Annotated in this window: 11 protein-coding genes; 8 read left to right on the top strand and 3 right to left on the bottom strand. The window is 56.7% G+C overall.

Annotated features, from left to right (window positions below; translation table 11 throughout):
* Nucleotides 1-297 precede the first annotated feature (297 nt).
* From RR842_RS07695 to RR842_RS07670, 6 genes are all read left to right on the top strand, one after another.
* Nucleotides 298-1,440 (top strand): DMT family transporter, encoded by a 1,143-nt coding sequence (locus RR842_RS07695; RefSeq protein WP_332554086.1) that lies wholly within the window; start codon nucleotides 298-300, stop codon nucleotides 1,438-1,440.
* Nucleotides 1,441-1,625: 185 nt separating this feature from the next.
* The gene (locus tag RR842_RS07690; RefSeq protein WP_332513626.1) at nucleotides 1,626-2,186 is read left to right on the top strand and encodes a hypothetical protein; all 561 of its coding nucleotides are present in this window, start codon (nucleotides 1,626-1,628) and stop codon (nucleotides 2,184-2,186) included.
* 370 nt (nucleotides 2,187-2,556) lie between these two features.
* Nucleotides 2,557-3,855: an MFS transporter gene (locus RR842_RS07685; protein WP_332554088.1), complete on the top strand. Its 1,299-nt coding sequence runs from the start codon at nucleotides 2,557-2,559 to the stop codon at nucleotides 3,853-3,855.
* Nucleotides 3,856-3,992: 137 nt separating this feature from the next.
* Nucleotides 3,993-4,598, top strand: a complete 606-nt coding sequence (locus RR842_RS07680; protein WP_332513629.1) for a TetR family transcriptional regulator — start codon at nucleotides 3,993-3,995, stop codon at nucleotides 4,596-4,598.
* Between the two features lie 241 nt (nucleotides 4,599-4,839).
* Entirely contained in the window at nucleotides 4,840-6,462 is a 1,623-nt protein-coding gene (locus RR842_RS07675; protein WP_332521430.1) for an amino acid permease, read from the top strand.
* Between the two features lie 54 nt (nucleotides 6,463-6,516).
* Nucleotides 6,517-8,004 (top strand): glutamate decarboxylase, encoded by a 1,488-nt coding sequence (locus RR842_RS07670; protein WP_332729393.1) that lies wholly within the window; start codon nucleotides 6,517-6,519, stop codon nucleotides 8,002-8,004.
* Nucleotides 8,005-8,021: 17 nt separating this feature from the next.
* Here the strand turns inward: RR842_RS07670 and RR842_RS07665 are convergent, their stop codons facing one another.
* A complete protein-coding gene (locus RR842_RS07665) occupies nucleotides 8,022-8,609 on the bottom strand; it encodes a helix-turn-helix transcriptional regulator (protein ID WP_332518320.1) in 588 nt (195 codons plus the stop codon).
* A gap of 416 nt (nucleotides 8,610-9,025) precedes the next feature.
* Between RR842_RS07665 and RR842_RS07660 the strand changes: the two genes are divergently transcribed.
* Both RR842_RS07660 and RR842_RS07655 read left to right on the top strand, forming a co-directional pair.
* The gene (locus RR842_RS07660; protein WP_332513633.1) at nucleotides 9,026-10,243 is read left to right on the top strand and encodes an ATP-binding protein; all 1,218 of its coding nucleotides are present in this window, start codon (nucleotides 9,026-9,028) and stop codon (nucleotides 10,241-10,243) included.
* Nucleotides 10,207-10,851: a hypothetical protein gene (locus RR842_RS07655; RefSeq protein WP_332565654.1), complete on the top strand. Its 645-nt coding sequence runs from the start codon at nucleotides 10,207-10,209 to the stop codon at nucleotides 10,849-10,851. The genes RR842_RS07660 and RR842_RS07655 overlap by 37 nt, the downstream gene beginning before the upstream one ends.
* Before the next feature lie 187 nt (nucleotides 10,852-11,038).
* Here the strand turns inward: RR842_RS07655 and RR842_RS07650 are convergent, their stop codons facing one another.
* Both RR842_RS07650 and RR842_RS07645 read right to left on the bottom strand, forming a co-directional pair.
* Nucleotides 11,039-12,157, bottom strand: coding sequence for an aminotransferase (locus RR842_RS07650; protein ID WP_332554093.1), 1,119 nt, complete (start codon nucleotides 12,155-12,157; stop codon nucleotides 11,039-11,041).
* An 88-nt stretch (nucleotides 12,158-12,245) separates the two neighbouring features.
* Nucleotides 12,246-13,682 carry a basic amino acid/polyamine antiporter gene (locus tag RR842_RS07645; protein WP_332513637.1) on the bottom strand — a complete coding sequence of 479 codons (1,437 nt, stop codon included), beginning with the start codon at nucleotides 13,680-13,682 and terminating at the stop codon, nucleotides 12,246-12,248.
* Nucleotides 13,683-13,951: the final 269 nt, after the last annotated feature.

Genomic DNA, 13,951 nt, shown 5'->3' with positions numbered 1-13,951 from the left:
CGCGTCAAGGATCCGACCTTGATCCGTCCGGAGCTGTGGAACGACTAAGCGCTGCTGCGTGACCACCTACCAACGCTAGGGCAATGTAATATCGTGAAAAGGAAGGGGATTCGGTCTGCAAGGCATTCCGGATCCCCTTCTTGCATTCGAAACTTGATTATTACATGCAATAGAATTCGGTCATGCAGGATCAAAGGTGAGGCATAGGTCGTCTCGAATTCGATCCTGCATGATGAAAGACCCTCGTTTGGGGGATTGGGTGGCCTATTCATTTTGCTACTGGTTTAAGGAGGACCAATGGCAGATCTTGAGAAAAAAGAGCCTAAAGCGGGCAAAGAGGATATAGATGGCTCCGGCGGATACCAGATGAAAGTTAACCTGGGTGTTATCGCCATGATCATCTCCGCGACAGGCATGGGCATGGTGCCTTTGTTTAGTCGTTGGGCAACGCGTACCGATATGTTCAACGGTGCCCTCGGGTTTAATGCTGGCGACAGCATCGGTGCCTTGATGGCAGTCGGCCGCATGGGCATGGGTGTGCTGTTCTTCGTCATCCTGCTGCTTGCGACCCATAAGGTGCATGTATTCAAGAAGCTGAAGCTCACACCCGCCATCGCACTCGGCGGCCTTATGATTGGCATGTCGCTTGCGTGCTATGTGACCTCGACGCTTCTGACCACCATCTCTAACGCCGTTTTGTTCATCTATATCGGCCCTGTCATCTGCGTAATACTGGCACGTATTTTCCGCAAAGAGCCCATGTCAAGCTTGCAATGGATTTGCTTGGGAGCGGTGTTTGTTGGCATGCTGTTCGGCAACAACCTTATTGGTTTTGGCGACAGCGGATTCTTCGTCGACTTCAACTTGGTTCCGTCTACTCCCGAGTTCCCGCAAAAGGGCCTCGGCGACGCATTCGGCATCGCCTCCGGCTTCTTCTACGGCGCTTCGATGTTCTTCAACGGCTACCGCAAAGATGCCGACACCACCGCCCGTGGCGTGTGGAACTTCATCTTCGCCGTTATCGGTGCAGGTGCCATCACCATCGTGCTGAATGCGCTGGGTGCCAACCCCGGCATGGAGAACTGGGCACTCAACGTGCACTTTACCACGTTCAACTGGATCGGTGCGGTGCTGCTGTGGATTATCTGCGGTCCTATCGCTTTGGGCTTCTTGCTGGTGGCTGGGCGTAACTTGCCTGCTGCCGACTACGGCACCATTGCATATTGGGAAGTTCCCGTTGCTATCTTTATTGGCCTGGTTGTATTCGGTGAGGCTCTCACGATCAATACCATCATAGGCGGCTTCCTTATCATCGGTGGCGGTGCCATCCCGTCTATCAAGGGCATGGTTGCCGGACGTAAGCAAAAGCAGCAAGCTGAGATCAGCGAGAACCTTGCTGCCCGCCTTGAAGAAGAAGCTATAAAAGAAGATATTCGCTAGTTTTACCCATGCGCCCGAGAGCCGCTCCCGTAAGGGAGCGGCCTTGCGCGGGCGGTGCGGCAGGTAAGCTGCGAGGATGAGCCAAGCATTTTCGACTGCTTTCCCGTACGTGTCGCAAGGCGGTTCGGACGCTTGGTTTGCATAGAGCCAACGATGGCCTGCAATAGGAGAGGAAGGTGCATTATATGAAGATAACGAAGAACCTTACCCACATTGCCACTGAGGTCGATTTTGAAGCTGCGCTGACCGAAGATGAACTGAAGTCTGTCTTTGCAGAGGAAGGCTTCCAGGGTTTTCCTGCGGAGTTGGATATTGCAGAGCGTACGGAAGATCATGTGCAGATGATATCGCTGAAGTCGCTGCTCCAGTTCGCGAAGGCGTCGGGTCTTTGCGCCGTCGCCTACGACGTGACGTACTTCCCGCGTGCCGATCAAGATGAGGTCGAATACCAGCTGAGGCAGCTTGCCCACGACCTTGAGATCGATGTCGATGTCATCCGCGACGTATGCGCCGACGAGATCGAAGAGTACCTGGCGCTCGACGCCAAGCGCGACGCGAACCTCCCGGTGCACAGCATCGTGGAAGCGTACAGCGGCGGCACGGCGTTCGCCTGGTACGGCATGAACGAGTACCCGCGCCTGAAGAGGGTCATCCTGCGCAAGCTCGCAAAGGGCGGCCAAAAGGCGAAGCGCGCGTTCATCATGCGCGCGAGCAAGGCCCAGGTGGAGATGCTCGAGGACTACTGATGCTCGCGGCCTGATCAGTACTGGTTCCGCCGTCGGTTTTCTGACAGGTGAGGGCTGGTGGGTTGCGGTATCGTGAGGGTGTGGTCCAGGGAGTTCGTTATGCTGCAATAAGGGCCTCCCTCGGGCGGGACGACCGGATGTCGTTCCGCCCGACTGCATTACTCTTGTTTCAATTTCCTGTCGAATAAGCCATTCAATAGGAAAATTACTTCCGAATAGATAACGATCTGCGGCATCCTCAAGGTTATGAGCTATGATAATAGTCCAGCTGTCGAGGATTTCTCCTGAGAGGAGGCTCCATTGAGTCAAGCGCTGTTCATGCGGTTTCTTCCTCTTTCCAACGAGGCCGCAAACGATCTAGGGGATTATCATGGAATCTAATATTGCTCAAAACAGTACGCTTAAGAAAGTTGCCGTTTCCTCGTTTCTTGGCAACTTTATCGAGTGGTTCGACTACGCTACGTATTCGTATTTTGCCGTAGTCATCTCACACGTGTTCTTCCCCGGCGACGATCCGTCGCTGGCGCTGATGCAGACGTTCGCAGTATTCGCACTGTCGTTTTTGCTGCGTCCGGTCGGTGCGGTGTTCTGGGGTAGCATGGGCGATAAGAAGGGGCGCAAATGGGCTCTTTCCACGTCTATCTTCCTTATGACGGGTGCGACGTTCTTCATTGGCTTGCTGCCCGGTTACCTAGCCATCGGCCTTGCCGCCCCCATCTTGCTGTTGCTGCTGCGCATGGTCCAGGGCTTTTCGGCTTCTGGTGAATACGCTGGTGCGGCTACGTTCTTGGCCGAGTACGCTCCCTCCAACAAGCGCGGCCTGTACTGCTCGCTTGTCCCGGCTTCGACGGCGGTGGGCTTGCTGGTAGGATCGATGTTCGCCACGGTCATGTACTCTATCTTGCCTGAGACTGCCGTGAACGATTGGGGATGGCGCATACCGTTCCTATTGGCCGGACCGTTGGGTCTGGTTGCTCACTACATCCGTACCAAGCTGGAAGATTCTCCGACCTATCAGGAGATGCAGAAGTCGCTGAGCAAGGCCGACGATTCGAACCATCCCATTCGCGACCTGTTCCGTCATCACACCAGGGAGCTTATCATCTCGTTTGGTGCTGCCATGCTGAACGCCGTGGGCTTCTACGTGGTGCTTACCTATCTGCCGGTGTATTTGGAGACGGTGGTCATGATGCCGGCGAGCGAATCGTCGCTGATCACCACGATCAGCCTGATTGCGTACATCGCATTTATCTTCGGCAGTGGGCATTTGTCCGACAAGTATGGACGTAAAAAGATGCTCATCATTGCCTGTGTGTCGTTCATTGTGCTCACGGTGCCGGCCTTCATGCTGCTGAACACGGGTCTATTTGTCGCCGTGCTTGGCGTCGAGCTGGTCTTGTGCCTGGCGCTTACCATCAACGATGGTACGCTGTCCAGCTATCTGACTGAAACGTTCCCCACGGCAGTGCGCTATACCGGTTTTGCTCTGTCGTTTAACATGGCGAACGCCTTGTTCGGCGGTTCCGCCTCGTTCATCTCCACGGCACTTATAGCTGCTACGGGATCGAATCTGGCTCCCGCATGGTACATGGTAGGTGTGTCTTGTGTCGCGCTTGTGGCGATGATACTATCGCATGAGCATACGGGCAAGGACCTGTCTGAGGTCTAGCCTCTCGATTCGCAGCGAGGCTGCGAAAGGATACCTTGTCTCGCGCCATCCGGTCTGCATTGGCAGATCGGATGGCGTTGTCGCGAGAGAGGGACGATGGTCTGCCAAGAGCAGGCAGAAAGCACGTGGGGGGAACCATGAGCGAATCGCCTACACCGAGATCGTTGAAAGCGCAGATTACACGCACGTCGTTGGTGCTGGCTGCCGCTGCGCTTTTGCGTGACGAAGGACCCAAAGCCGTTACCTATCGCAAGGTGGCAAAATGGGCAGGCGCGGCCTCCTCGTCGGTGGGCTACTACTTCGATTCGGTTACCGAGCTTCTACATGAAGCAGGTATGCATAACATCCAATTATGGGCCCAGCGTGCTGAAAAAGTAGCCGATCTCAGCGACAAGCTGGAACCTGAAGAGTGTCGTGCGCGCATCACCGAATTGCTGACGCGCGCCTGCCTGCCTGACGACTCCGTCGTACCGGCCGCCCACTATGCCCAGCTGATAGGTGCTGCCGATTCGGAAGTGGTTACCGAGGCGTACCGCAAGGGCCGTGTGCTGCTGGATGCCGCTATCGCGCGCATCCTTAACCGGGCAGGTGTGCCCATGACGCCGCGCATCGTGGTGGCATTGGTCGACGGAGCAGCCGTCGCCTCCATCTCGGAAGGTTACCATGTGCGCGAGATGGCGGACAAGCTGCTTGGCGAGGCTATCGGGGCCACCGAGGCTTACGCGAAGGCAACCCGGGAGTAGTTCTGCTCGAGGCGCGCGCAGTAAACTGCGGGTGCTTGCCGAAAGATGCTCGGCGTTAGGTTACCGGACGCTCACGTGAGGCCATCCTGACTTTTACACCTCTACGACAGGAGGGTGAATCTTTCACCCTCCTGTCGTTTTCCTTTCTCCCCTTTGATAGAACAGATAGGTCAACTAAATCTGTGCGCACCTGCAAACCAGGCAAGTGCGGGAGTCACACGTCAAGGGAAGGGAGTGGAGTATGAGCGAATCAGGTCAACAGGCGGTTGCGTCGAGTGCCGATGCTGGTCCGGTGGGGAAAGCCGGACGTCCATCGTTTGCACGTACCCTATCGTTCTTCGGATTCTTCGCCATCACGGCATCGATGGTAATGACGGTGTACGAGTATCCATCGTTCGCCTCGTCGGGGTTCCAGCTGGTGTTCTTCCTGATCGTCGGCGGCTTGCTGTGGTTCTTGCCGGTGGCTATGTGCGCGGCCGAGATGGCGACCGTCAAAGGATGGGAGTCCGGCGGCATCTTCTCGTGGGTGGGCAATACACTGGGACGGCGCTGGGGTTTTGCCGCCCTATTCTTCCAATGGTTCCAGATCACGGTCGGCTTCGTGACGATGGCATTCTTCATTCTGGCGGCCTTGGCTTACGTATTTAAGTGGGACGCACTGTACAACAACCCGCTGGTCATGTTCTTCGGCGTTGCCGCCATCGTATGGCTGCTCACGCTGACGCAGCTAGGTGGTACCAAATACACGGCGCGTATCTCCAAGATCGGCTTTGTGGGCGGCATCATCTTGCCGGTTCTCGTGCTGTTGGTGGGCCTGATCATCTACTTTGCCACGGGCGGCATCTCGCAGATCAAGATAGATGTGACTACGTTTGTGCCAGACTTTACCAAAGTTGACACGCTCGTGATCTTTGCCTCGTTCATCTTGGCGTACATGGGTGTTGAAGCTTCGGCTTCTCACGTGAACGAACTGAAAAACCCGAACCGCAACTACCCCTTGGCCATGATCGTGCTGGCCATTATCACCATCGCGCTTGATGCGCTGGGCGGCTTGGCCGTTGCTACGACGCTGCCGGCCTCGACGCTCGACGGCAACTTGTCCTTCGGCGTTATCGAGGCGTTCCGCGCCATCTTCGTACAGCACATCAACCCGGCTCTCGGTTGGGTCGTATTCGTGGTGGCGCTGCTGTTGGCACTGGGCGTGCTGGCCGAGATTTCTGCCTGGATCGTGGGTCCGTCGCGCGCCTTGCTCGATACCGCGCATGACGGCATCCTCCCCCCGTCCTTCAAGAAGACGAACAAGAACGGTGTGTCGGTGAAAACCGTCGTTATCCAGGCCATTATCGTAACGGTGTGGGATGCGGTGCTGTGCGGCTCTATCGCCCTGTCCGGTGGGTCCAGCTCGTCGGTGGGCTATCTGACCGCCATCGGCTTGACGGTGGTTATCTACCTGGCGGGCTACGTGCTGTTCTTCCTGGGCTACTTCACGCTCATCTTCAAGAAGAAGAACCTGCAGCGCTCTTTCCAGCTTCCCGGAGGCACTCCGTTCAAGGCCATTGTGGCTGGCGTAGGCCTGATCATGACGGTTGCAACGCTGGTCATCTCGTTCTTCCCCACGTCGAGCCTCGATGCGCAGGCGAACATGGTGTACCAAACCGTGTTGGGCGTGGCGTTCGTCGTGTCGATAGTTATACCGTTCGTCATCTATGGCATGCGGCATCGCTGGGTGCCGAAAGACCCGGTAGCGGCTGTATCGGCGAGCTTCCGTGCCCCCGGTGCCGCATCCGCCACCTCGCAGCCCCGGCCCTCCGACACCTTGAACGTGCCGCCAAAGGCGGCCCCGAAGCCCGGACGCAAGGTCTAGCTGGCAGGGCATTTCCTAATTTGGTATTACACCATCGCGATACGGGAGGTTTCAATGAAGAAGGAAAGTGCAAGCAAGATCCTAGACAGCATGGACGAGAAGACGAGGTACCTCACGCCTATCTTCGGCTCCGAAGCGTCTGACGCGCAGATGCCGCGTTTGAAGATGAACCTCAATCCGGTCGAGCCCCGCGTCTCCTACGAGATGATCAAGGAGTACCTGTCCATCGAAGGCAACGCCACGCAGAATCTGACCACGTTCTGTCAAACCTACATGGAGCCTATGGCTACGCGCATTATGGCCGAGACGATGGACAAGAACGCCATCGACAAGGACGAGTACCCCATGACGGCCGATCTGGAGAACCGTTGCGTGGCCATGCTCGGCGACCTGTGGCACGCCGATCCAGCCGAAGAGCCCATGGGCACGTCCACGGTGGGCTCGTCTGAGGCCTGCATGCTGGGCGGTTTGGGCATGCTGTTCCGCTGGAAGAAGCTGGCGAAGGATGCCGGCATCAACATCTACACCGAGCAGCGCCCGAACCTGGTTATCTCCTCTGGCTACCAGGTATGCTGGGAGAAGTTCTGCCGCTACTGGGACGTGGAGATGCGCCTGGTGCCGCTTGAGAAGGACCACCTGTCGCTGAACATGGACACGGTTATGGACCAGGTGGACGACCACACTATCGGCATTACCGCCATTCTGGGCATCACCTATACCGGCAAGTTCGACGACGTGAAGGCCCTTGACGCGCTGGTGGAGTCGTATAACCAAGATCATCCAAAGATGCCTATCCGCATCCACGTGGACGGTGCTTCGGGCTCCATGGTCGCCCCGTTCATCAGCCCTGATCTCGAGTGGGACTTCCAGTTGAAGAACGTCTGGTCCATCAACACGTCCGGCCACAAGTACGGCCTGGTGTATCCTGGCGTCGGCTGGGTTATATGGCGCAGTAAGGAAGCGCTGCCCGAGGACCTAATCTTCTGGGTAAGCTATTTGGGCGGCAATGAGGCCACCATGGCCATCAACTTCTCGCGCTCGGCCTCTCAGATCGTGGGCCAGTACTACGTGCTGATGCGCAATGGCTTCAACGGCTACAAGGAAATCCACGAGCGCACCATGGACGTGGCTCACTATCTGGTTGACGAGCTGGAGGAGATGGGCCTGTTCGAGATCTACGAAGATGCTGGCAACATTCCGATCGTGTGCTGGGGCCTGAAGGACGGCGTTGATGTGCCGTGGACGTTGTACGACCTGTCCGACCGTTTGCGCATGAGCGGCTGGCTGGTGCCGGCGTATCCCATGCCCGCAGATATGCAGGACACCATCGTCCAGCGCGTTGTGGCACGCCAGGACTTCTCGATGCAGCTGTGCGTGAAGCTGGTCGAGGACATGAAGAAGGAAATCGACACCCTGAGCAAGGCCAAGTTCGTTACCGGCAATACGCAGGGCACGATCAACACCGGCTTCGACCATGGTGGACGCGCGCTGGTTAGCAAAGGCGCCGATGTACAGACGACGGCGCCGAGCAGCCAGAAGTAAACGCGCTTGTGTTGTGATCAGCCGAAGAACAGGTAGCCAAAATATCCAGCGCAGCCGCCCACGATTGCTCCGGCGAGCGTCATTGCTATGATCTTGAGTATGCGGTGTTTGCGTGCTTGCTGACTGCGGGGATTGCTGCGATCGATGGGCTCTCCCTTGGAAAACGCGATAAGCTCGCGGTAGGTGACAAGGTCGTGCTCTTTCTTCAGGTGTTCAACTTTTACGAGCATCACCATGCCGATTCCCCATATCAAAAGACCAAGAAGGGCGGATGGTACTATATCCCAATTCCAAAACAAAACGCCCCCCAGGAAAGTGGCAACGCCCACAAGGGCGATGACAAGCCCGCCCCAACTTAAGATGCGTATTTTCTTCCAGTCTTCTGCGAGTGCTTCCTTCATGGCTTCCACGTCTCCTTTTATCAACTCATCGATAGTTACGTCGAAGAGAACGCTTAGGAGCAGCAGGTTTTCCACGTCGGGGTAGGTTTTGTCGGTCTCCCAATTCGATACCGTTTGGCGTGATACGTATATCTTCGCCGCGAGATCTTCTTGGGAAAGGTCCTGACCCATCCGATGCTTCTTGATTTGACTGCCCAGCTCCACGTTCGTCCTTTCGATGAGATGAGGTTGCCATGACGGGTTCCACCTTACCACCTAAAGGCTTTGACATCCGCGAAAAGCAGGGCAGGGGGGCCTGTCAAAAGTCTTTTGCATGCGTTTGAACAGGTAAGATGAAAGAGATTTTGCGAGGCTGCGTGATGTAGCTGAAAAGGATCGTCATGCGGGGGAAGGTGGCGCACTATGGGAATCGTGAGTAGGGAGATTCTTTCGCTAATGCTGTAGCGAAAGAATCTCCTCTTGCTATCTGGTCAGAAATGTTGCCATGGTGCTAGTTTTCCGATTATAACCGGAAAAATTGTGCAGTTCCTGAAGCTTTAAGGTTATAACCGGAAAAATGTTAAAGATTACGAACGTTACCGGTTATACTCTAGAAAGTGGAAATCAGACAAAGGACGCTTATGGATACACTCGCGCGCCTCAAAGCTCGGCCACTCTATCTTAGCCAATTCGAGGCCTTGCGGGGCAACGGGCTGATCAAGGTAGTTGTGGGCATGCGCCGTTGCGGCAAGTCTTCCTTGATGCGCCTTTTTGCTCAGTCGTTAGAAAAACAAGGAGTTCCTGCCGATCACATTATTCAGATGAACTTCGAGTCCTCTGCGTACTTCAACACACGCACCTACAGAGACCTTGTCGATGCTGTGCAAAAACAGATGCAGGGAGAGGGCCGGTACTACCTGCTTTTTGACGAGGTGCAACTAGTTGAATCTTGGGAGAAGGCAATCAACTCTTTTCGCGTTGACCTGGATGTGGACATATACCTGACAGGGTCAAACGCATATTTGCTTTCTAGTCAGTTGGCAACCTTGCTTTCGGGCAGATACGTTGAAATAAACGTACATCCTTTGTCTTTCTCGGAGTTCCTGACCTTCGTCGAGGTCGATGAAGTCGAGTGTGCGTTTGAGCGGTACTTGATGTATGGAGGTCTGCCTCCCGTAGTTGAGCAAGGTGAAGACCAGTTTCTTGCGCAAACGGTGTTGTCGGGTATTTTCGATACGGTATTCGTAAAAGACATTGCTCGGCATGTGCAGATTAGAAATTCGCTCGTACTCAGCGATATCGCCAGCTACCTTGCTGATACTGCTGGATCGCGTGTGTCTGTCACCAATATCGAGAACCGCCTGAAAAGTGCTCACCGGAAAACTTCGACAGAGACGATTGAGCGCTATCTGCAAGCACTTGTGGATGCCTTTTTGTTTCAGCGTGTGCGTCGATACGACGTGAAGGGCGGAGCTTTCTTGCAGGGATTGGAAAAATATTACCCATCTGATTTGGGTATAAAAAATATGTTGCTCGGTTTTCCCGAGGGCGACTACGGATTTGCCTTGGAAAATGCCGTGTGCAACGAGCTGAAAGTTCGCAATTACGAAATACGCGTAGGCAAGACAGACACTCTGGAGATTGATTTCGTTGCAAAGAGAAAAGATGAGACGCTGTTTGTGCAGGTTTCGGCAAGCCTTATGGACGCTCAAACGCGCGAACGTGAATTTGCGCCGTTCAAAGCAGTGTCTGCCAAGCCTGGAAAGAAACTGCTGCTTACCCTCGACCGCTTGGGGCTTGGCATGCAGGGCGACGTCGAGGTATGCAACGCAGTGGATTGGCTTTTGGGACGCTCCTAGGTTGGGGTGTGCTGCACGCACTCGGCGGGCCCGTTTCCGAGTTCGGCTGGTGTTCCACTCCTGGCAAAAGCTATCTAGACACGGGCGAGTATCAGTATTCCGTCATCCTGCAAAACCCTAATGCCTCCTATGATCTGCGGGATATCGCGCTCGAGGTTGAGGGGAAGGATGCCCAGGGGGCCACGGTGTTCGTGCAGGAGGAGGTCGTCCCCCTGATTCCTGCCGGTGACACGTGCTCGTATGCAGGCAAGGTTGGTGGCGGAATCTATGCGGCTTCTTTAGCGTTTTCGGTGACGGGTGCGACCTCGAGCGATCCTTCTGCTCCGAAAATCGCCGATCTGCTTGCGGTGGAGAATGCCGTCGAGAATATCGGTGGGACGAATGATATGAACTATGCCGGACAGGTAAAGGCCCTAGGCGGGCTTCCCGAGGGGTTCGACAAAGTCAAAGTCTGCGTAGTGCTGCGCGATAAGGGCGATGTCTTGGCGGCGGGCTATTCTGTTGTGATAGATGCTCCAGCAGCGGGGGAGTCCGTGCCCTTCACGGCAATGGCTCCGGGTGTTCCCCAGCACCTGTTTTGGGAGGCGTCGGCCATCCCCTGGAAGTAGGTTGGAATTCGGCGCTAGCTTCTGCCACTATCGATTTCATCGACACGTTTGCGATAGGTTGCCAGGAGTTGCCAAGACCCTTGTGATCCTTAAACACCTGATAGGATGGGAGGGACAAAAGCAAAGACCCAGCTTCGGCTGAGTCTTTGCTTTTAACAATAATGAGCTAGGGGTGTCGCGTGCGTGCTTAGTCGAACTGGCGTAGGGCCACGCTGAGGCGCTTGAGCCCTTCGCGCAGGGTGGGCTCGGCGGCGCAGTAGCCCAGGCGAGCGCCGCGCGGCAGTTCGAAGCGGCTTCCCGGCACCAGCAGCACGCCCTGGTCGCGCAGTAGGTCCTTGCAGAACTGCTCGTCGTCGATGGGGATGTCCAGCTGGATGAACGACGTGGATACGGCCTTGGGCGGCACCCAGGATACGCGCGGCTCGCTGTCCACCCATTCCTGGGTGATGGCCAGGTTGTTCAGCACAATGGCGCGGTTGCGGTCGAGCACCTTGTCGCGGTTGCGCAGCACGTGCACGGCCAACGCGTCGTTGAACACGCCGTCGCAGATCATGGTGTAGTCGCGGTACACGCGGAAGCGGTCGGCCAACTGAGCATTCGACACGGTCCAGCCGATGCGCGCGCCGGGTACCGAATACGTTTTCGACAGGCTGTTCGTTACGACGGCCTTGTCGTAGAGGTCGGCCATGGATACGAATTCTTCCGTGTCCTGCAAGGGTAGGTACACTTCGTCGGAGAGCACGTAGGCGCCCACCGATTCGGCAATTTCCACGATCTGCGCCAGCATATCGGCCGAAAGTACGGTGCCCAGCGGGTTGCTGGCGTTGTTGATGCAGATGAGCTTCGTGTCTGCACGCACGAGTGCGCGCAGCTCTTCGATGTCGGGGTTCCAGTCGTTCTCCTGGCGGATGTGCCAGTACTCCACTTCGGCGCCCAGCGTGCGGGGGATCTCGTAGAGCGGCTGGTAGGTGGGGTATTCCGCGATCACGTGGTCGCCGGGTTCCACCAGCGCCATCAGTGCCAGCAGGTTTGCGCCCGTGGCACCGTTGGTTTGCAGGATGTTGTCCGAGTCCACTGAGCGGTAGAGCTTGGCCACCTCGGCCTTGAAGTCGGGCGAGCCCTCGATCCAGCCGTAATTCATCTTCTCGTTGTTCAGCCGATCGTAGAACGTGGCGCCCTGCTCGTCGTCCAACGCCAGGATCTCTCCCATGGTCATAGACGAGATGGTGGATTGGGCGATGTCGTAGGTGGCGCTTTTCTCCCAGACGTTGAGCCAGTCTTCCACGCCGATGGTAGCGATATGCATGAGCTTGTCCTTTCTGGGTGCGAATCGTTTCAGGAGGGGCGGTGGCCAGGCGCGCCGAAAACGCGCCTGGCCACCCAATGACGTTCGGCTAGATGACGATCAGGCCTGTAGCCAGCATGACCAGCGACAGCACGGCGGCGGCAGTGATAACACCCATGCCGATTTTCTCGGCCTTGGTCAGTCCTTTGCCCTCGTCCTTACGCGCTTTGGCGTACACGAAGAAGCCCGGCACGTAGCCCACGCAGGTGAGCAGCAAAAACGACCAGCCGTTGAACAGCACGCCGATCACCTGGAACGCGACGGCTATAATGCCGATGACCAGCTGGCCCATCTGCCGGTTCTGGGCGGAGTACTTCACCTGGAAGGCCGCAGCCATAGACCAGGTGATGACGATGGCTACCGTGCACAGCGAGAACGCGAAGTTGTAAGCGTCGGCAGAGAAGATGAGCGTGAGCATGAAAATCTGCGTGCAGGCGCCCACGATGAGCAGGCTGAACTGCGGGGCGTTCTTGGCGTTCATCTTGCCCCACGAGGCGGGCAGCAAGTTGCGCTTCGCCATGTCGGAGGTTGTCTCGGCGGGCAGGATGGTGAAGGAGAGCCACGATCCCAAGACAGAGATGATGATGGCGATGGAGATGAACGCGCCGCCCCAGCCGGGAGCCATGGCATCGAACACGTAGAGCATGGCTGGGTAGTTCATGGCGGCGATCTCGGTGTAGGACAGGTAGCCGTAGGGCAGCACGGAGGCGCAGATGTAGATGAGCAGCAGGCACACCAGTCCGATGATGGTGGCCTTGCCTACGTCGCTCTTCTTGCGGGCACGCGAAGACATGACGGTTGCGCCCTCGATGCCCACGAACGTCCACATCAAGATGATGAGGCAGTTCTTGACCTGCTCGCCCACGCTTCCGAGGGCAAGGGTGTCGGGTCCCAGCTCTCCCATGGCGGCCATGTTGTTTTGCAGCGTGCCCCAGAAATCGGCCGTGAACACGTTGGCGTTGAATAGGAACAGCGTGAACAGCACGAACACGGCGATGGCAGCCACCTTGCACACCATGACGATGGCGTTCAAAAGCGAGGCGCTCTCAACGCCGCGGATGACCAGCAGCGTGAGCAGCCACATGATTATCGATGCCACGAGGATGCAAGGAATGGTGTTGCCCGGCAAAAACGCGGGGAAGAAGTAACCCAGCGTGGACATCATCATGGTGGCGAAGGCCACGTTGCCAAGCCAGGCCGAAAGCCAGTAGCCCCAGCCGGACAGGAAGCCCGCGAACGGACCGAAGCCCTCTTCTGCGTACTGGAAGATGCCGTGCAGGTCGGGGCGCTTGGCACCCAGGTTGGCCAGCGACAGCGCCAACATCATGAAGCCGACGCCCACGATACCCCAGGCAATCAGCGCAGCACCCGGAGATGCGACCTGTGCCAGCTGACCGGTGATGGCAAACACGCCCGAGCCGATGCACGAGCTGATAACCATTCCGATCAGCCCGAACAGGGCGATCCCCTTCTTCTTTTCGTCCATCAAAACCCCTTTCGTTTCAGATAAACCTTTGACGGTATGCGGGTGATCCGTTTTACCCGGCAAAGCGACCGCTCCACCAGGCAAGCCCTCGTCCTGCTTTGCAGGTTCAGGAGGTGGAGGGGCTTCGATCCGGATCGGGCACCCTGAAATAGAATCCGGCTCCCTCGATATGCGAAGGGGCCGGATTCATGAATCCAAATACGGTGATCAAACGGTGCCTAGTCCTCGCGCACCAGCGGCATGCTCATGCAACGCGGGCCGCCACGGCC

Source organism: Gordonibacter sp. (assembly GCF_036667095.1).
Lineage (GTDB): Bacteria > Actinomycetota > Coriobacteriia > Coriobacteriales > Eggerthellaceae > Gordonibacter.
The sequence above is the reverse complement of the archived record's forward strand: the minus strand, read 5'-3'. Positions and strand labels throughout refer to the sequence as shown.

Excerpts from the sequence above, each read along its gene's own strand:
- RR842_RS07670 (WP_332729393.1), top strand. The coding sequence starts at position 6,517 with ATGAAGAAGGAAAGTGCAAGCAAGATCCTAGACAGCATGGACGAGAAG.
- RR842_RS07685 (WP_332554088.1), top strand. The coding sequence starts at position 2,557 with ATGGAATCTAATATTGCTCAAAACAGTACGCTTAAGAAAGTTGCCGTT.
- RR842_RS07650 (WP_332554093.1), bottom strand. The coding sequence starts at position 12,157 with ATGCATATCGCTACCATCGGCGTGGAAGACTGGCTCAACGTCTGGGAG.
- RR842_RS07645 (WP_332513637.1), bottom strand. The coding sequence starts at position 13,682 with ATGGACGAAAAGAAGAAGGGGATCGCCCTGTTCGGGCTGATCGGAATG.
- RR842_RS07675 (WP_332521430.1), top strand. The coding sequence starts at position 4,840 with ATGAGCGAATCAGGTCAACAGGCGGTTGCGTCGAGTGCCGATGCTGGT.
- RR842_RS07690 (WP_332513626.1), top strand. The coding sequence starts at position 1,626 with ATGAAGATAACGAAGAACCTTACCCACATTGCCACTGAGGTCGATTTT.
- RR842_RS07695 (WP_332554086.1), top strand. The coding sequence starts at position 298 with ATGGCAGATCTTGAGAAAAAAGAGCCTAAAGCGGGCAAAGAGGATATA.
- RR842_RS07655 (WP_332565654.1), top strand. The coding sequence starts at position 10,207 with ATGCAACGCAGTGGATTGGCTTTTGGGACGCTCCTAGGTTGGGGTGTG.
- RR842_RS07660 (WP_332513633.1), top strand. The coding sequence starts at position 9,026 with ATGGATACACTCGCGCGCCTCAAAGCTCGGCCACTCTATCTTAGCCAA.
- RR842_RS07680 (WP_332513629.1), top strand. The coding sequence starts at position 3,993 with ATGAGCGAATCGCCTACACCGAGATCGTTGAAAGCGCAGATTACACGC.